The sequence below is a fragment of the Myxococcaceae bacterium JPH2 genome, from assembly GCA_016458225.1.
Classification (GTDB): Bacteria; Myxococcota; Myxococcia; order Myxococcales; family Myxococcaceae; genus Citreicoccus.
Genome location: JAEMGR010000006.1, coordinates 33,582 through 51,180 on the forward strand (window position 1 = coordinate 33,582; position 17,599 = coordinate 51,180).

The 17,599-nt window shown below is 71.7% G+C and carries 12 protein-coding genes; 3 read left to right on the plus strand and 9 right to left on the minus strand.

Going from position 1 to position 17,599, the window contains the following annotated elements; translation table 11 throughout:
* Window positions 1-18 precede the first annotated feature (18 nt).
* The 4 genes from JGU66_12805 to JGU66_12820 form a co-directional block, all read right to left on the minus strand.
* Complete coding sequence (locus JGU66_12805; GenBank protein ID MBJ6761648.1) at window positions 19-951, minus strand: hypothetical protein; 933 nt, start codon at window positions 949-951, stop codon at window positions 19-21.
* 554 nt (window positions 952-1,505) lie between these two features.
* On the minus strand, window positions 1,506-2,495 hold the full coding sequence (locus tag JGU66_12810) for a ChaN family lipoprotein (GenBank protein ID MBJ6761649.1): 990 nt from the start codon (window positions 2,493-2,495) through the stop codon (window positions 1,506-1,508).
* 59 nt (window positions 2,496-2,554) lie between these two features.
* Complete coding sequence (locus JGU66_12815; GenBank protein MBJ6761650.1) at window positions 2,555-3,040, minus strand: hypothetical protein; 486 nt, start codon at window positions 3,038-3,040, stop codon at window positions 2,555-2,557.
* Between the two features lie 160 nt (window positions 3,041-3,200).
* Window positions 3,201-5,216: a YgiQ family radical SAM protein gene (locus JGU66_12820; protein ID MBJ6761651.1), complete on the minus strand. Its 2,016-nt coding sequence runs from the start codon at window positions 5,214-5,216 to the stop codon at window positions 3,201-3,203.
* Window positions 5,217-5,619: 403 nt separating this feature from the next.
* On the opposite strand from JGU66_12820, the gene JGU66_12825 reads away from it, so the two are divergent.
* Together JGU66_12825 and JGU66_12830 are read left to right on the plus strand one after the other, a co-directional pair.
* Complete coding sequence (locus JGU66_12825; protein ID MBJ6761652.1) at window positions 5,620-6,660, plus strand: hypothetical protein; 1,041 nt, start codon at window positions 5,620-5,622, stop codon at window positions 6,658-6,660.
* A gap of 477 nt (window positions 6,661-7,137) precedes the next feature.
* A complete protein-coding gene (locus JGU66_12830; GenBank protein ID MBJ6761653.1) occupies window positions 7,138-10,539 on the plus strand; it encodes an AAA family ATPase in 3,402 nt (1,133 codons plus the stop codon).
* Window positions 10,540-10,670: 131 nt separating this feature from the next.
* Here JGU66_12830 and JGU66_12835 read toward each other — a convergent pair whose 3' ends face one another.
* The 5 genes from JGU66_12835 to JGU66_12855 all read right to left on the minus strand — a co-directional run bounded on the left by JGU66_12835 (window position 10,671) and on the right by JGU66_12855 (window position 16,795).
* On the minus strand, window positions 10,671-11,171 hold the full coding sequence (locus JGU66_12835) for a hypothetical protein (GenBank protein MBJ6761654.1): 501 nt from the start codon (window positions 11,169-11,171) through the stop codon (window positions 10,671-10,673).
* A gap of 27 nt (window positions 11,172-11,198) precedes the next feature.
* Window positions 11,199-14,135, minus strand: a complete 2,937-nt coding sequence (locus JGU66_12840) for a CHAT domain-containing protein (protein MBJ6761655.1) — start codon at window positions 14,133-14,135, stop codon at window positions 11,199-11,201.
* Window positions 14,132-14,791, minus strand: coding sequence for a sigma-70 family RNA polymerase sigma factor (locus tag JGU66_12845; GenBank protein ID MBJ6761656.1), 660 nt, complete (start codon window positions 14,789-14,791; stop codon window positions 14,132-14,134). Before JGU66_12845 ends, JGU66_12840 begins: the two co-directional genes overlap by 4 nt.
* Before the next feature lie 87 nt (window positions 14,792-14,878).
* The gene (locus tag JGU66_12850) at window positions 14,879-15,316 is read right to left on the minus strand and encodes a hypothetical protein (GenBank protein ID MBJ6761657.1); all 438 of its coding nucleotides are present in this window, start codon (window positions 15,314-15,316) and stop codon (window positions 14,879-14,881) included.
* 276 nt (window positions 15,317-15,592) lie between these two features.
* On the minus strand, window positions 15,593-16,795 hold the full coding sequence (locus tag JGU66_12855; GenBank protein ID MBJ6761658.1) for an alanyl-tRNA editing protein: 1,203 nt from the start codon (window positions 16,793-16,795) through the stop codon (window positions 15,593-15,595).
* A 145-nt stretch (window positions 16,796-16,940) separates the two neighbouring features.
* On the opposite strand from JGU66_12855, the gene JGU66_12860 reads away from it, so the two are divergent.
* Complete coding sequence (locus JGU66_12860) at window positions 16,941-17,594, plus strand: thioredoxin domain-containing protein (protein MBJ6761659.1); 654 nt, start codon at window positions 16,941-16,943, stop codon at window positions 17,592-17,594.
* The last annotated feature ends 5 nt before the right edge of the window (window positions 17,595-17,599 follow it).

The window sequence follows — 17,599 nt, forward strand, 5'->3', positions numbered from 1 at the left end:
CAGTTGCAGCGGCCGGGACTACGGGATGAGCGCGTCCGGGACGTTGGTGCGGAGGATGAGGCGGTTGAGCTCCTCCACGTACTCGCTCTGGAACCGGGCGGAGCCGTTGAGGTAGCCCTCGGCGACCAGGATGTTGGAGGTCAGGTCCGTGCTGGTGGGGCGCAGGTTGTACGCCTTGCCGAACCAGGACTCGCCCTGGATGGAGACGATCTCGTCAGGGGTGCCGTCCTGGCGGACCAGGCGCTCACCGATGACGAACTCCTTGGCCTTCTTGAGCGTGCCGTCGGTGGTGACGAGCGGGTGCTCCAGGGTGACGGACAGCTTGCCGCCCGAGGCCATGCGGAAGCGGAGGATGTCCTGGCGCGCCGCGTCCTTGTCCACCGTGTAGCGCTCCACGGTGTTGGGCACGAGCGTCAGCTTGTCCATGGAGGCGTCCTTGGACAGGGTGACGAGGTCATCCACGCCGCCCGCCTGGGCCTTCTCGATGGGCAGCGAGCCGCTCTGGAAGAGCACCTGCTGGTCGGGGGTGTAGCAGCCCGGCTCGCAGACGCCGTCCATGAGGATCTGGACCGGCTTGGAGTTGAAGCCGAGCGCGAAGATCTGATCGCCCGTGAAGCCCGCCGTCGTGGTGCCCGGAGCTCCCGGCCCCTTCCAGGGCTCGTAGTTGTTGTTGGGGTCCACGAACACCGGGTACAGCCAGGTGTTGTAGGCATTGAGCGCGTCGCGCGCATCCGTGTCATACACGGTGGCCCAGAAGCGCTGATCCTTGCCCGTGGAGATGTTGTACGGATCCGCGTCCGCCCACTTCTTGGCCCACTGCTGGCGGCCCTTGGCCTGATCGCTGGTGAGTTGATCGAACGTGCAGCGGTAGTAGCTCGGAGCCCACGCCGCCATGGCCGGAGCGGCAAGGCCCAGGGCGACAACGAGGGTCGGCAGAGACAACTTGTGCATGCTTCCTCCTGCGGTTTTGGTGTTCCACGTTCCCTGTCGCCAAAGAACGTGAGGACGACAGGGAGCGTCGCCCGCGCCGGGGCGCCACGGCCCCGGTGGGTCCGGTGCGCGTCGTGCGTCCCTGGGCATGGGATGTCATTGACCGCGCCTCCGGCGGAGGCAGGTCGACGTCTGCGGGATGTCTGGATTTGCGGGGGAGCCGCCCGCGTTCAATGCCTCGCCGCCAGGACTGGCGTCAGGGGCCGCTGAACTGAGAAATGCCTGGGTCTGCCTTTCCAGGAACCCGCCCGAGTGCACAGGGCCGGGTCTGGATAGACTTCACTCCGTGTGAATCAGCGCCTGGGCGCGACTTCCACCGAGTCATGAATTCCCCCCTCAGGGAGAGTGACGGGACGCGGCAAGGCGATTCCCTCACTCCGTATGATTTATAATACATGGAGTGAAGACGCGCGCAAGACGATTTCTTGGATTTCTGAAATTGTTGCTCTTGCGTTATTTAATGGCAGATCTTGTCTTGGTGAAGCTTTGCAGCTTGGGCGGAGTGGGGTGCCGCCTCACTGGGGACGCGCTTTGCGCAGGGGCGCGCACGGGTCCTCCTCCGGCACCGCGGGGGTGAACCAGACATAGTCGTAGGGAATGCGCGCGGCGGAGAAGGTGGCCGCGTAGTCCTGGGGTTCGCGCGCGTCAGGGGACACCTCAATCAGTCCCACGCTGCGCGCCTTCACGCCCGGTGCGCGGCGCGCGAGGTGCGCGGGGACACCTCGGTCGGTCCGCGCGTGGCCGTTGCCCGCGATGAGCACCGCTCCCGCCGGGGTCGCGGAGGCGAGCAGCCGGTCCGCCATGACGGCGTCACGGGCGCGCTGCGCCAGCGCCATGGGGTCCATCATCGCGGCCGGGAGCTGGCCGCAGTGCGAGCGGTCCAGCTCCTCGCTCACCGCGCGCGCTTCGTCCTCGGGCACGGGCGTGTCCAGGCCCAGCCGCGCGCGCAGCTCCGGCTCGAGGGCCGTGGGGCCTTCCTTCACGAGCTGGCGCACCTGGGTGCGCGGCAGGTTCGCGGCGACGATGGGCAGCTTCGCCTCCAGGCCCGCGACGAAGACGGGGCGGTAGAGCGCCCAGGCGGGCCACCCGCTGTGCTCCCAGTCCACCGCTCGCGCCAGGGCGTCCGCGTCGCCCGGGGCTTTTGAGAGCGAGGCCTCCACCGCGGGGGCCTGGGCGGTGTCCAGCATCTCGAAGGCGAGCGCGGGGCGCGCGTCCTTCGCGAGGGCGCGCACGAGTTCGGCCTGGAGCTGGTGGTGGTCGGGTTGATCATGCCGCTCGCCCACGAGGACGAAGCGGGCGGGGCGCAGCGACTCGAGCAGGGTGGCCTCGTCGACGAAGCGGCCCTGGGCCACGTCCCAGATGCGGCCCACCAAGGGATGGTCGCGGTGGAGCGGCGCCTGCCACGCACGAGGCGCGCTGGGGGGCGCGGCGCCCGAAGGGGAGGGCGTGCGTCCGGCGCACGACAAGGACATCAAGAAGAGGCCCGCGAGGAGGGTGCGTGACATGCACCCATCTGACACCAGGGACAGCGCTGGCGGCAGCCCGCGGGCCGTGCGGCTGATGACTACTTCGCGTCGACGACGAGCACCATCCACCGGTCGGTGGAGTGGTCGATGCGCAGGTTGGAGGCGCCGGCCTCCTGGAGCTGGTTCACGATGCGCTCCAGGAACACGAGGTGCTCCTGCGGCGCGTCCACGAACACGTTGCGCGAGCCCGGGCCCTTGGCCTTGGGCTTCTTCGCGGGCGCGGCGTTGGAGGCGCTGAGCGAGTCGGCGTTGGCCGCGGACTTCAGGCCGGCCGCGGAGTCATTGAGGGCGGGCTCCGGCGTCTCCTCGGGCTCGACAGGCTCGGCGGGCTCCGCGGCCATCTCCGCGAGCTCCTTCTGGATCTGATCGCGCAGCTGGCTGAACGTCTTCAGGTTGATGCTGGCGCCGAACTTGTCCTTGTAGGCGTCCATCGCTTCATTCCGGGAGAGTTCCGGCTGGGTGCGGAAGAGGTCGATGAGGAACGCGTGGCGCTCCTGCGTCTGCTCCTGGGAGGTCCTGGCCATGGTGATGTGTCCTCGGCGTGGGGGGAAGTTGGGCGGCGCACCGTAGCCGAGCCCTCCGACTTGAGGAAGGTGCGCCGCGCCCTATCGCCGCCTCCACGCCCCGAGAACCGGGCCCTCCCCGACGTCACGGCGTCCGTGCCGCGCGGAAGGAGGGACGGGCTCAGCGCGAGCGAGGCCCCGGGCGCGCGGGGCGGCCCGAGGACGGACGCGGCTGCACGGGCCGAGGATAGGCCGCGCGAGGCAAGTCCTCGCCCGCGTCGCGCGGCTCGGCGGCCTCGGTGCGCTGGCGGCGCGCGGCCTCGGCGGGAGACTCCGGCGGAACGAGCGCGTGGGGGCCGCGTCCGATGAGGTCCTCGCGCCCCGCCTGCCTCAGGGCCTCGCGCGCCAGCGGCCAGTGCTCCGGGTTCCAGTACAGGAGCAGCGCCTTCTGGAGCCGCTTCTCGCGCAGGCCCTTCGCCGTGTACACGGGCTCCATCTTCAGCGGGTCCAAGCCCGTGTGGTACATCGCCGTCGCCACGGCCATGGGCGTGGGGATGAAGTCCTGCACCTGGCGCGGGCGCTTGCCCTTCACCTTCAGCCAGAGCGCAAGCTCCACCATGTCCTCCAGCGTGGAGCCCGGGTGGCCGCTGATGAAGTAGGGGATGTCGTACTGCTCCTTGCCCGCGTCCTCGCTGGCGCACGCGAACATGTGCTGGAAGCGCTCGAAGCTCTCGATGCCGGGCTTCTTCATCTTCTCCAGCACGCGCGGAGACACGTGCTCGGGGGCCACGGAGAGCTGGCCGCCCACGTGGTGCGCGGCCAGCTCCTTCACGTACTCGGGTGAGCGCTCGGCCAGGTCGTAGCGCACGCCGCTGGCGATGAAGACGTGCTTCACGCCCGCCTCGGCGCGCACCTGCTTCATCACGTCGATGAGCGGGCCGTGGTCCGTCTGGAGGTTCTCGCAGACGCCCGGGTGCACGCAGGACAGCTTCCGGCAGCGGCGCTCGATGTCCTCGCTCTTGCACTTGAGCTTGTACATGTTGGCCGTGGGGCCGCCGAGGTCGGTGATGGTGCCGCGGAAGTCGCCCATGCGCCGCAGCGCTCGCACCTCGCGCAGCACGCTCTCCGCCGAGCGACTCTGGATGACGCGGCCCTCGTGCTCGGTGATGGAGCAGAAGGTGCAGCCGCCGAAGCACCCGCGCATGAGCACGACGGAGTGCTTCACCGTCTCGTAGGCGGGGATGCGCTCGGAGTACATCGGGTGCGGCACGCGGTTGAAGGCCAGGTCATACAGCTCGTCCATGGCCACGGTGCTCGGCTCGTCGGGGCGCAGGCCGGTGCCGTCCTCCAGGGGGCGCGCGGGCCGGTTGATGAAGATGGCGCGGTTGCCGTGGCGCTGCGCGAGCGGGCGCGCGTTGCCGGGGTTCGTCTCCATCTGGAAGTCGCGGCTCATCACCGCGAAGGCGCGCGCGTCTTGTGTCACGTCCTCGTAGGAGGGGAGCACCACGACCTTGTCGTCCGCGGCGCGCTTGGCGGGGTCTGCCTCCAGCGCGCGCATCGCCTCGTCGTTGATGAGGTACGCGGTGCCGCGGATGTCGCGGAGGTCCTCCACGCGCTCGCCGTTGCGCAGCCGGTCGGCGATCTCCCAGATGGGCCGCTCGCCCATGCCGAAGACGAGCAGGTCCGCCTTGGCGTCGAAGAGGATGGAGCGGCGCACCTTGTCGCTCCAGTAGTCGTAGTGCGCGATGCGGCGCAGGCTCGCCTCGATGCCGCCCAGCACGATGGGCACGTCCGGGTACGCCTCGCGGCAGCGCTGCGCGTAGACGATGGTGGCGCGATCCGGCCGGGTGTTGGTGCGCCCGCCCGGGCTGTACTGGTCCTCGGAGCGGTTCTTCTTCTGCGCCGTCAGCCGGTTGAGCATCGAGTCGAGGTTGCCCGCGGCGACCCCGAAGAAGAGGCGCGGCGCCCCCAGCGCGCGGAAGGGCTCGGCCGAGTGCCAGTCCGGCTGGGGGATGAGGCCCACCTTGAAGCCTCGGCCCTCCAGGAAGCGGGCGATGAGCACCGGCCCGAAGGCCGGGTGGTCCACGTAGGCGTCCCCCGTGACGATGATGATGTCGCACTGCTCCCAGCCCCGAGCCTTCATGTCGGCGCGAGAGATGGGGAGGAACGGGTGGGCGTGGCGGGCGGGAGTTGCCATGGGGGGACCCCCTCCTAAACCCCCAGCGTGGCGCGACGCAAACCCATTGGGTGGGACGGCCCGCCGGACGTCCCCTGTTTCCCGGGTTCGAGCGGGGTGTGCCTCACCCGGCCCGCGAGTCCCATCCGTGCGAGGGCCGGTGCACGTTGCCCGGGACTGGGGGGCCATCGCAATCGGCGCGGGTCGGATGGAATGTCGAGCGGCCCCAGACACGGTCGCCCCGGGGCAGGGTCCGGCCGCGCGCCGTGAAGCCGGCCGAGAGCCCTGGTTCGGGGTGGATGCCCTCACACCAGGAACGCCGAACATGCGCCATCGCCGAGCCCTCCGTTGGATTCCCTCCTCCCTCCTGCTGCTGTTGGGTGGCTGTGGTGTCGAACCCCCCGATGCGGAGCCGGGCCCGCGTGTGTCGGCGCTCGCGTCCTCCGGGTTGGACTTCAGCGCGTCCAATGTCGCCGTGAACTGCGAGGGGGCGATGCCGCGGGTGTCCGCCGTGGTGGTCAACGAGTTCGTGAGCGGCGTGGATGCGTCTACCGTCGGGGTGTACGCGGGGGACCCCGCGCTCGGTCTTCGACTGGCGAGCGTGTCCATTCCCTTCCTGGTGGGCCAGGAGCGCCGCGCGTTCCAGGTGGACGTCGCGCTGCCGCCGGGCACGACGCAGGTGTTCGTGGTGGCGGACGACGACCGCCGCTTCAAGGAGGTGGATGAGACGAACAACGTCGCGTCCGCTTCGCTGTCTGGTGCGTGCCTGAGCAACCAGGCGCCCACGGCGGTGTGTCACGCCGTCACGGCCACCGCGGACGCGTCGTGCCGCGCGATGGCGTCCATTGACCATGGCTCGTTTGATCCAGACGAGCGACCGGGGCTGCTCTCGGTGAGCCAGAGCCCGGCGGGGCCCTTCCCCTTGGGCACCACGCCGGTGGAGCTCACGGTGTCGGACGGCGAGGCGTCCAGCTCGTGTGCGGCCACGGTGACGGTGACGGATGTGCTGCCCCCGGTGCCGGGCGCGAGCCGGCACGTGGTGCTTCCGGGCAGCCCAGCCTCTGACTACCGCGTCGTCACGCTGGCGGACTGCGCGCTGCCGGCGGTGGACAACTGCGGGGGGACGCTGTCCTTGGCGCAGACGGGCACGATTGTGCGGGTGACCTCGGATGAGGCCGAGGATGCGCTGTCCATCTTGCGGCTGGTCGCCTGCGACGACATCCAGCTCAGCCCGGATCGCAAGTCGGCGCGGCTCCGAGCGGAGTCGGCGCTGCTGGGAGACGGACGCGTCTACACGTTCACCTACGAGGTGCGGGACGCGTCGGGGAACGTGGCCACCAGCAGTTGCGAGGTGTCTGTCCCGCCGCCGTTGGGAGGGCAGAGCACGAACTCGGGGACGGTGTTCTGCCGGGGGACGGGCTGTCCGCCGAACACGGGCGGTGGCCTGCTGTGCACGCTGCTGTAGGGAGCGAGGCGGAGGTGGGCGCGCCGGGACGCGCGGTGTGCTCGGAACGAGCGTTGACGGGGATCCTCGGGTCCCCTACCTTGGCTTGCTTCGCGCCCCGGTGATTCCGCCCGAGCGGATGGGCGGCGCCGAAGGCAGCTCCGCATGATGCGCCGTACGCACGAGGACCCAGCCCATCCGGACGCGCCCCGGGACGAGCGCGCTCCCGATGACGCCGTGCCCGTGTTGCGCGTCGAGTACGACGCGGACCCGACCACGCCGTCCGGAGCGCCCGTGCTGCGCGTGCGCCCCGAGGCCGAGCCCGTCTTCGCGCGCGAGCAGCCAAGGTCGAACGGGCATGTGAACTCAGCGGAGCCCGAGGCGTTCGATTCCGAGGAGTCCACCGGTTCGCGCGCAGCTGAGAGAGCGCGCGGAAGCGCCCGACCCAACGCGAGTTCGACGCATGCGGAGGTCCTCATCCCGCGCGCAACGGAGCGGTTGCGCGGAGTCACGAGGACGGGGACGAGTTCGACGGAGCCCCCCGCGTTCGACGCCGAGGCGCCCGCTGCTCCGCGCGTGCCCGCAGGAGCTCGTGGTGTCTCCCGCCCCAGCGAGAGTCCGGCGGAGCATGAAGTCCGCGAGGTGGATCGAAACCTCGCGGCCCCCGTGGACTCCACCCGCGCCGAGCGCGAGGCGATGCAGGCCGCGGTGGGGGCGGGCCGGCGCCGTGACGCTTGGAACCCTCCCGACTATCTGCCTCCCGACCTGGCCGAGGCCCTGGCCGCCGAGCGCAGTCAGTATCGAGCGCAGCGCATCCAGGATGCGCGCGACGTGGGACTGGCCGGGCCCGGTGTGGTGGGACTTCAGCCCGTGCCCGCGGCGGACCCGGACTGGACCGGTGGCTCGTTGCTCGGCTTCGTCGGCGAGGAACTCGTCTTCGCCGGCAACATCGTCCACCTGGACTTCGAGTCGGGGCGTGTGTTCGCCGCGTCGGACTCGGGTGAAGACCTGGACCGCCGCGCGCTCGTGGCCGAGCGCTGGTGCTACCGGCCCTACGACTTCGCGGAGGCCCTCTGCACCGCCGCGACCGCGTACGCGGATCGTCAGCCCGCGCTGGCCCAGGCCCTGCGCCGTGCCTGCGGTGAGGAGCCCCCCGCGCCGCCTTCGCCTCGCGACGCGGAATGGACGCCCGCCGATCGACTGTGGCGCCAGCCCTGGGGCTGCATCTGGGGCCCACCCGGCACAGGCAAGACGACCGCCGTGGCGGACCTCATCGCCCGCGCGCTGCGAGCCTTCCCGAACGAGCGCATCCTCGCGGTGGCGCCCACCAACCGCGCCGCGGATGAACTGGTCATGCGCGTCAGCGCGCTCCTCGAACGCGAGCCCATCCCGCTGCGCCCGTTGGCACGCACCATCTTCCGGGGCGGCACCGGCGCGAGCGAGGCGCTCTCGAAGCTGCCCACCGTGGCGCTGGAGGAGGCCAAGGCGAGCAAGCTGCGCAGCTCCATCCAAGAGCGTGAGCGAGAGCTGACGCTGGAGCGCACCCGAGGCGGCCCCGCCGACGAGCTGGCCCGGATGCAGGCGGAGCTGCGCCTCCTTCGCGGTCGCGTGAAGGACCCCACGCTGCGCGAGGCGGAGAAGGGCGAGAGCCCCCTCATGGTGCTGACCGTGCACCGCGCGCTGCGGCTCGTGTCGGAGCTGGAGGGCGCGGAGACCTTCGCTCGGCTGGTGGTGGACGAGGCCGGCATGGTGACGCGCGCGGCCACCGCGCTCATGGCGCCGCTGGCCCGGCAGGTGACGCTGGCGGGTGACCCCAAGCAGATTGGCCCCGTGAGCCGCGCGGCCGAGGGCGTGGGCAAGGGAACCCAGCGCTGGCTCCGCGCCAGTGGCCTGTCCCACCTGGAGGACGCGGTGCGCGACGCCTCGCGCTCGGACGTGATGCTGCTGCGCACGCAGCACCGCATGCACCCCGAGATTGCCCGCGTCGTGAGCCAGTTCTGTTACGGCGGCGCGCTGGAGGATGGAGAACTCGTGCGCCAGCGCGCGGAGCGTCCCGCGCCGGTGCCCGCCTTCCCGCTGCGTGCCGCGTGGCTGGTGTTGGACGGCCTCACCCGGGACGCGCGCCGCCTCACGCACGGACGCGGCGAGACGGGCTCGGGTTATCAACGCGAGCTGTCCGCGGACCTCGCCGTGTCGCTGGCGAAGCAGGCGGTGCGCGCGGGCCTCACCGTGCTGTGCGTGACGCCGTACCGCGCCCAGGCCGCGCTGCTGCGCCGCATGGGCACGGCCGCGGGTCTGCGCTCGGACGTGTTCAGCGCCTCCACCATCCACCGGCAGCAGGGCACGCAGTACGACGTGGTGATGGTGGACACGGTGGCCGGTGGGCGTCCCTTCCCGGCGCATGCGCTGGTGCCCATCCTCAACGTGGCCGCCAGCCGCGCACAGGACTACCTCCTGGTGCTGGCGTCTCGCGGTGAGGCCCGCGCCTCGCCCGTGGCCACGCGCTTCTTCTCGCTCCTGCCTCGCGTGCGCGTGCACGCCGGCGACGTGCCGCGCCTGGAGCCGCTCGCCACCCAGCCTCGACCACCGCCTCCGCCTCCGCCTCCGCTGGTGCCCGCGGGCCTGGGCGGGGAGATTGAAGGCGCCAAGGGCTCGCTGCCGCTCTTCACGCAGGAGCAGGTGTCCCTCTTCGAGCGCAACTTCGACGGCGGCCACCACCTGGTGCGCGGCGTGGCGGGCAGCGGCAAGACGTACGTGCTGACGAACTGGGTGGCGCGCTACCTGCTCGAGCACCCGCGCGCGCGCGTGCTGGTGTCCTTCTACAACCGCTCACTGGCCCCGCTCGTGGAGGTGCTGCTGAAGGAGGCGCTCACGCAGCGCGCGGGAGCGGAGCGGGTGCGCGAGCTTCGCACTCAAGTGACGGTGCGGCACGTGGGCGCGCTGCGCCGGCCCGAGCCCGGCAGCTTCGACGCGGTCTTCGTGGATGAGGCGCAGGACATGGACGCCAAGGCGCTGGCCACGCTCTACGGGCTCGTCCGTCCTCACCTCGCCGAGGACGGGAAGGAGTCGCGCTGCTTCCAGCTCTTCATGGACGACTCGCAGAACGTCTATGGCCAGGTGCCCATCGAGCTGCTCAAGGAGCAGCTCCCGGATGGCCTGTCCTTCCGAGGCCGCACCCGCGTGCTGAAGGAGACGTTCCGCGCCACGCGCGACATCCTCGACGTGGCCTTCAACGTGGTGCTGGATCCGTTGCGCCAGCACGCGGTGGGGGACCCGGGCATGCGCGAGTACATGAAGGTGGGCGAGCTCGCGCGCGAGGGACTCGTCTGGCTTCCCGAGGAGACGCTGGAGGGGCTCTACCGCGTGCAGTCCACCGAGCGCGGCGGCGTGGTGCCCACCGTGCGCGGCTTCGCCTCCACGACGAGCGAGGCGCGCTGGGTGGCCAAGGAAGTGGCGCGGCTGGTGCGCGAGGAGGGCGTGAAGCCGGGAGACATCCTCGTGGTGGCGCCGGTGATGCCGGCCACCTTCACCCAGGCGCTCCAGCGCGCGGGCGTCCCCGCCGAAGCGTACGGCGGCAAGGGTGGCCGAGACGCGGCGGACTTCCGCGTCACGGGCGTGGACCACGTGCGCGCGACCACGGTCTTCTCGTGCAAGGGCCACGAGTGCCCCGTCGTCTTCTTCGCGGGCTTGGAAGCGCTGGATGCCATCGAGGCGTGGATGGCCGGGGCGCGTCAGCGTGGCGCGCGCGAGAATGAGCGGATCCGCCGAGCCATGTTCTACGTGGGGGCCACGCGCGCCATGAAGCGGCAGTACCTGACGGGCGTGCGAGGCGGGCGCTTCCTCTCGGTGGCCACTGCCTACGTCGAGGCGCTCACCCAGGGTCGCGCCGCGACGGAGTGAGTGGGATTTTCGCGAAGGAGTGTGCCTCGCCTCGTTCTCTTGGGCGGAGGGCCGCGGCGCTTTCGAGTGCCCCTACCACGGCCCTGCCCAAGCCCCCGGTGTCAGACTGGCACCGGGGGCTTTCTTCCGGGCTACTGGGCGCCGCGCACCACTTGTCCCCGCGTCTTGTAGGGCAGGCGGTTGGAGACGATGAAGCGCGAGAGCTGGTAGATGTACTTCCTCCACTCGGTGCCTGTGGGGCCGGGGCCGCCGCCCTTGCCGAAGATGTCACCCGCGTTGGCGACGATGGAGCAGGGATTGCCCTCCGCGTCGACGCAGGTCGGTGCGGCGGCAGCGGCGGCGACCGAGTGCTCCGCCTGCGCCTGGGGTCGCGTCGTGTTTCCGGTCGAGCGCCGCAGCCAGGCGGTCAGCTCGTCGAGGCTCGTGGACTCGTGCTGGAGGATGACCTCGGTGGAGTTGGCATCCACCAGGTAGCCCACGTAGAGGTTCGGGTTCTGGGGGCTGCTGGCGACGACCGTGACGATCATCCCCTCGGGGATGTCCTTGGGCAGGATGCGGTCGGCCTCGATGGAATGAGGGAAACAGCCGGAGACCGCCAGCAGCAGCGGCAGCAGCAGCAGATGCTTCTTCATGGAAGGTAGCTCGTTGCGGGGGTGGGACTACTCGAACAACAGGACCTGCTCGACCCAGGTGGCGCCGGGATGGGCCGCGAGCCAGGCACGGCGCGCATCGCGCAGCACGGGGGCCGCGGATTCTCCGGCGCGGATGCGCGAGAGCACCGGCGTGAAGAACGCCGAGGCCTCACTGTCGGGAATCACCTGCGTCGCGGCCAGCACCGCGCGGGCACCGGCTGTCACGAAGGCCAAAGGCAGTCCGAAGTTCTCGTGGACATAGGCCGTGGCGTGCGCCGCGTGACACGCCGCGAGCACCACCACGGGATGGCCGTGGAGTGGAGAGGCCTGGACGTCCGCGGCCGTCAGCGCGAAGCGCCCGCCCTCGGACTCCGGGGACAGCACCAGCAGCGAGGCGTCCGACATGCCCGGGTCGATGAGCCCATGCGCGTGGATCTGCACCTCGGTGGCGTCCCGCATGGCCTCCAGCACGCGCGAGGGCGTGGCGGCGGGGCCGCGCAGCACGACGGGCGCATCGCCCTCGGTCGCGTCGTCGTGCCATGGTTGAAGCTCCGGCAGGCGCAGCTCCGACGGAGGCACCACGTCCGAGACCACCAGCCGGTGAGGCGTGGCGGCGGGAGCGGAAGGCCGGGCCGGGCCCACCCGGTAGGACCACGCGAACTCCGAGGGCAGCAGGCCCGCTCGGCCCTGCACGGGGGGGCGGGCCACCACCTGGATGCTCGGGCAGTCGCGCAGCGCGGCCAGCACGTCGGACGGAATGAGCCCCGTCACGTCGGTGAGCGGCGTGCGCCGAAGCTCGTCGTAGTGCGCCACCAGTCGGCCGTCAGCGCCGCGCGCCGCCACGAAGGTGCGCTCGTCATCCACCGTCACGCCCAGCAGACACGTGCCCTCGGTGGACAGTCCCAGCTCCTCGGAGGTGAGGGCCATGCCGCGCTCGAACTCGCCGTGGCGGGCCGCGTCCAGGATGAGCGAGGTGTACGTATAGACGCGCGCCTTGCGGGCGTTGGGCGTCGTGGCCAAGAGGGGCGCGGCCTCGGTCAGCGTCTGACGCAGCAGGGCCTGGCCTCGGGCGCGGTCCAGCTCCAAGTAGAAGCGCCCTTCGATGTGGCGCAGGAGGAGGTCCTCGCCCGCGTCCAGGGAGCCAGGAGTCCGCAGCGCGTCCAGGCCTCTGCGCATGAGGGCCTCGTCCTCGGGGCGGCGCAGCGGCGTGCGCGCCAGGTCCGCCACCACGAAGAGCCGCGCCATGGAGGGCGGGGTGTCGCAGCGGGCCGCGCGATCGAGCTGCTCGCGCGCCGCGGGGAAGTCCAGCGCGCGGTGGAACGCCGTGGCGAGCCCGGTGTACGCCAGCTCCGTGTAGGCGCAGTTGTCCGGGGACCGCTGGATGGCCTCCTCGGTGTACGCGTGCGCCAGGGCCAGCTCGCCCCGCATGCGAGCAGTCTGTCCCAGCTCCTGGAGCAGGCGCAGCTCCTGGCCCCACTCGTGGCCGGCGCGGGCTCGCTGGAGCGCGGAGAGCGCGTGGGCGTGCGCCTCCACGGGGTGGTGCAGGTTGCCCTCCGCGAGCGCCAGCTCGCGCAGCAGCGTGGTGCAGCGGTACGCGGGCCGCGCATCCTCGCCACACGCGCGCAGCACCTCGGGCGTGAGCGCCTGGGCGCGCCGAGGCTCACCCGCCATCACCGCGGCCCGCGTCCGTCGCTCCAGCGCGAGCAGGGTGAACCACGGGTCCCGGGTGTCGCGGGCCAGCGCCTGGTACTCGTCCAGGTGCGTGCGCGCGTCCTGCTCGAACACGAGCGCGCCCAGGAGCTGATCCTCCTGCCGGGCCTCGCGCAGGCGGGAGATGAGCGCAGCCAGCTCGCCCGGGGGCAGCGTCCCCACGGACAGCTGGGCATATGCCCGCGCCAGGGGACGGCGGACCGCGAAGTCCCGCCGGGACGCGGTGCGGCGCACGGCGTCCACCAGGTCGGAGCCGCCGTCATGCGCGTCCAGCGCCGCGGCCAGCTCGCGCAGGGCTTCCACGCGCTCGGGCGAGTCCGCGGTGCGCAGGCCGTCATAGAGGCACAGCCGAGCCATGCCGGGCACCGTCTGCGCTTCCGCGACGGACATGGGCGCGCCGCCCGTCACCATGCGGCGGCAGGACTCCCACGCCCCCTCCCAGGACTTCTTCTCGTCGTTCGCTCGCGAGCGCAGCTCCACGGCGCGCCGCGCGGCCTCGTCGCTCCACCCTGGCTCCTTGAGGGCGGCCACCTGCTCGAAGGCTTCGGCCGCCGTCATGAACAGGCCCAGGGCGCGCAGCGCGAGCCCGCGGTTCCACAGGGCCTGGGGATGCCGAGGCTGCTGCTTGAGGGCCTGCTCCGCGAGCGCCAGCGCCTCCTCCGGCGCGCCGCGCGCGAGGGCCAGCACGGCCCGGTCGCTGCTCGCGTCGGGCGAAGGCGCCAGCGCGTCGAGGAAGGGCCCCGCCTGGACCAGCTCTCCGCGCAGCAGGTACGCGGCCGCGATGCCCCGCTTGTCTCCCGCGTCCTCCAGCCGGGCCAGCTCGCGCAGGGACAGCGCTCGGGACGCGTCCGGGGCGCCGCGCATCACCTCGTAGGGCCGGTGGCGGTCCGCCCCCGGGTGCGTCAGGCGCGCCTCCAGCGAGCGCGTCGGGGCCTGGGCGAGCCACAGCTCGGAGGTCGTGCGCTCGTCCGCGCGGCGAGAGACGAACATCACCACCGCGAGGCTGGCCGCGAGCGCCAGCGGCGCCACCACCCACGCCCAATGGGGGCGAGCGCGGACGCGGGACGGCGTCGGAGGTGCCTCGGCCTCGGCGGGGTGCAGGACGTCATCCGCCAGCAGTTCCAGGGCGAGCAGCTCCTGCATGCGCGGTGGACACGTGGCGCACTGGGCCAGGTGGTGGCGGAAGTTCTCCGCGTCCACCGGCGGAAGCTCCCCGTCGACGAAGGACTCCAGCTTGTCGCATGGGGCGCTCATGGCGTGGACCCGTCCTCGGCGGACAAGTGGAGGCGAAGGGACTGGCGCGCCTCGGTCAGCCAGCGCCCCACGGTGCCTTCCGGGACCCCCTCCAACTGCCGGGAGATGGCGCGGTAGCGCATGCCCGAGGCGTGCAGGCGGTAGGCGGTGCGTTGGGGCTCGGGGAGCGACTCGATGGCGCGCTCGAAGTCTTCGCGGGAGACGCGCTCCCACTGCTCGTGGGGCGTGGGCTCGGAGGCGGTCTCGGTGAGCTGCACCACGCGCAGGGCGGGCTGGCCCAGCGCCTCGGTGCGCCGGCGACGGCAGTGATCCAGGAAGCGGTTGCTCAGGGTGGTGCTCAGCCAGACGGCGACCGCGCCGGCGGGTTCTCCCTCCAGCCGGTCGAAATGCCGATAGGCGCGCTCCAGCGTCTCCTGCACCAGGTCCTCCGCGTCGATGCCGCCGCCCGTGCACAACCGCACGGCCATGCGCAGCAAGCCCTGCCGCCGCGCACGCGCGAACGCCTCGAACCGATGACGGTCGATTGGCGGGGCGGCAGGCCCGTTCTTCGTCTCCCTGCTTTCACGTCGGTCCAAGCTTGGAGTGCCCCCTCCGGCCGTATGAACGCCGAACGTGAAGTCTCTTCGCGGGAAAGTCCAGGATGCGTCACGGCCCATGGGCCGAGGCCTCACCACCCACACTGGCTCTGGGCGTGCCCTCTGGGGCGGCGCCCGTGCTCGGGTGTGGGGAGGCCGCTGTCTTCGCTACATCCGCCAGTGGGTGGCGCCACCGCTCGGCACGGAGGTCGGCTCCGCGGCGGGGGCGGGCTTCGCGTACACCTCGCGGAAGCGGGCGCGGAGCATCTCGATGGTCTTCTTGACGCCCTCGTCCAGCGCGGGCGCGGACAGCCGGGCCAGCTCCAACGGCACGGGCGGCGCCACCGGGCGCGCGTCCGAGACCTGCCGACTGCACTGCTCGAGGAAGCACTGGTGCATCGTGGTGAGCAGCCACCCGCGCACCGCACTGGGGTCCCGGTCCTCCAGAGTCTCGAAGACGTGCAGGGCCTGCTCCAGCGTCTCGCTCACCAGGTCTTCCGGATCGAACTTGCTGCCCGCGCACAACCGCGCGGCCAGGCGCTCCAGGTCCGGTCGGTACTCACGGACGAAACCACCAAAGGCATTCAAACGGCCGTTCAACTTCATCCAAGTCCCCCCAGCCCCTTCTTGATGCCGTGCATATTGCGCTCCAGCCCTGACGCACCTGCTGGGGTCGCGTCCGATACAACGCTCAGCATGATGAATCTTGGATCAAAACACATGGTGCGAAGAGTCAAATAACCCGCGCGCTCAGAGGGAAACCTGGGTGGGTCTGAACCCGCCATGGGGTGAAGTCCTCCCACCCTGTGAGACGGCGAATCAGGTGGGTGAAACATTTTCGCGAATCCACCTCCGGCGTTGCGCTGACAGGCTGCGAAACCCTCACTCCGAGAGTCTGGTGACGAGCGCGGGCCAGTCCGTGGCCAGGGGCAGGCGGCCCTCCGCGTGCTCGGGGCGTCCTCCGCCACGGCCTCCGGCGGCCTCGGCGGCGCGCTTGAGGAAGGCCCCGCAGGCGAAGGTGGACTGGGGGCCTCGGGCCACGAGGACGGGCATCCCCTCGGGTGTGCGCCCCGCCAGGAGCACCACGGCCTTGGGGTGGGTGACGAGGCGGGCGGCCACGGCGCGCAGCTCCTCCGGGCCCGCGGCATCCAGCACGGCGACCACGCGGGCATCCTCGGAGCGCGCCATCTGCTCCGCCAGCTCGCGGGCGATGTGCTCGGCGGCGCGTGCGCGGGCGGCGCCCAGGGCCTCTCGGGCCGTGGTGAGGTCGCGCTGGAGCTTGTCCACGACGGTGGGCACCTCGCCGGGGCCGCAGGTGAAGGCGCGGCCCAGGCTCCGCAGGGCGCCGGCCTCCTCCCACAGCTCGCGGCGCGCGCGAGGCCCCGCGGAGAAGAGGACGCGGCCCTTGCCCTTGTAGCGCTCCACGCCCAGCACGCGCACCAGCCCCACCTGCGCCGAGCCCGTGCAATGGGTCCCGCCGCAAGGGGACACGTCGAAGTCGCCAATCTGGATGACGCGAATGGAGGCGCTCACCTTGGGGGCCCGGCGCAGCGGCAGCGCGGCGAGTTCCTCCGGGGTGGGGAAGAAGGCGCGGATCCGCACGTCGTCGTCGATGACCGCGTTGACGAGCGCCTCGGCCTCGGCCACGCGCCGCTCATCGAGCGCGTCCTGGTCCGTGTCGAGGGTGCACAGGGTCTCGCCCAGTCGCGAGGACACGGTGGCCGCGCCCGCCACGTCCATGAGCGCGCGCGACAGCATGTGCTGGCCGGTGTGCAGCGCCATGTGCACGCGGCGCCGGGCGCGGTCCACGTCGCCGCTCAACTCGGTGCCCACGGCGGGCAGGGCCGCGCTGGCCTCCAGGGTCAGCAGGTGGTGCACCACGCCCGCGTCGTCCACCTGGACGTCGCGCACGGGCAGGCCGCCGAGCACGCCGTGGTCCGCCATCTGGCCGCCCGCCTCCGGATAGAAGGCGGTCTGGTCGAGCACGACGGAGGGCGCGCCCTGGAATTGGGCGTGGGCGAGCACGCGGGCGCGGAAGTGGAGGAGGAACGGATCAGAGAAGTAGAGGCGCTCGGTGGGGAGCATGGTGGTGGGGATAACACGCGGGCGATGAAACCGGCGGCGCGCTCGTGTCACTCCTTGGCGCGCGGCCAAGGTGGCCCCGCGCTGCCGGCCCCCTTGCTGGGGGGCGGGTGGCCTTGCTCACACCCCACATCTCCAGGTGATGTCCATGAACCGTCGGCTCATGCTGTCGTTGTCTGCTGTCCTGCTGTTCCCCCTGTCCTCGCTCGCCAGCTCCGAGGCGGACGCGCCCGCTCACGCGTGTGACAAGGCTCGGAGCGAGGAGGCCGACGCGCGCCCCGCGCCCCGCGCCGCCACGCCTCGCTCCGACGCTCCGTCGGTGGGGCCCGTCTCCGCGCGCGTGACGGTGGAGGTGTGGTCCGACTTCGAGTGCCCGTACTGCGCTCGCGGCGCGACGACCCTGAGCGCCCTGCGCGCGAAGTACGGAGACCGGGTGCGCTTCGTCTTCCGGAACCTGCCGCTGCCGGGACACGCGCACGCCAAGCTGGCCGCCGCCGCCGCGATGGCCGCGAACGAGCAGGGGAAGTTCTGGGAGTTCCACGACGGCCTCTTCGCCCAGCAGGACGCGCTGGACCGCGCGGGGCTGGAGTCTTTGGCCCGCAAGCTGGGGCTGGACGTGGCGCGCTTCCGCACCGCGCTCGACAAGCGCTCGTGGGACTCCTACGTGGAGGCGGACGCGGTGGAGGCCCGTTCGCGCGGCGTCCTCGGCACGCCCACCTTCTTCGTCAACGGCCAGCCCGTGACGGGCGCGCAGCCCATCGAGAACTTCGCGCAGCTCATCGACGCGGAGCTCTCACGCTGAACCCC

What these genes read in the sequence shown, in the direction of transcription:
- JGU66_12805 (MBJ6761648.1), bottom strand. Translation starts at nt 951, where the DNA reads ATGCACAAGTTGTCTCTGCCGACCCTCGTTGTCGCCCTGGGCCTTGCC.
- JGU66_12845 (MBJ6761656.1), bottom strand. Translation starts at nt 14,791, where the DNA reads ATGGGCCGTGACGCATCCTGGACTTTCCCGCGAAGAGACTTCACGTTC.
- JGU66_12840 (MBJ6761655.1), bottom strand. Translation starts at nt 14,135, where the DNA reads ATGAGCGCCCCATGCGACAAGCTGGAGTCCTTCGTCGACGGGGAGCTT.
- JGU66_12855 (MBJ6761658.1), bottom strand. Translation starts at nt 16,795, where the DNA reads ATGCTCCCCACCGAGCGCCTCTACTTCTCTGATCCGTTCCTCCTCCAC.
- JGU66_12820 (MBJ6761651.1), bottom strand. Translation starts at nt 5,216, where the DNA reads ATGGCAACTCCCGCCCGCCACGCCCACCCGTTCCTCCCCATCTCTCGC.
- JGU66_12850 (MBJ6761657.1), bottom strand. Translation starts at nt 15,316, where the DNA reads ATGAAGTTGAACGGCCGTTTGAATGCCTTTGGTGGTTTCGTCCGTGAG.
- JGU66_12815 (MBJ6761650.1), bottom strand. Translation starts at nt 3,040, where the DNA reads ATGGCCAGGACCTCCCAGGAGCAGACGCAGGAGCGCCACGCGTTCCTC.
- JGU66_12810 (MBJ6761649.1), bottom strand. Translation starts at nt 2,495, where the DNA reads ATGTCACGCACCCTCCTCGCGGGCCTCTTCTTGATGTCCTTGTCGTGC.
- JGU66_12835 (MBJ6761654.1), bottom strand. Translation starts at nt 11,171, where the DNA reads ATGAAGAAGCATCTGCTGCTGCTGCCGCTGCTGCTGGCGGTCTCCGGC.
- JGU66_12860 (MBJ6761659.1), top strand. Translation starts at nt 16,941, where the DNA reads ATGAACCGTCGGCTCATGCTGTCGTTGTCTGCTGTCCTGCTGTTCCCC.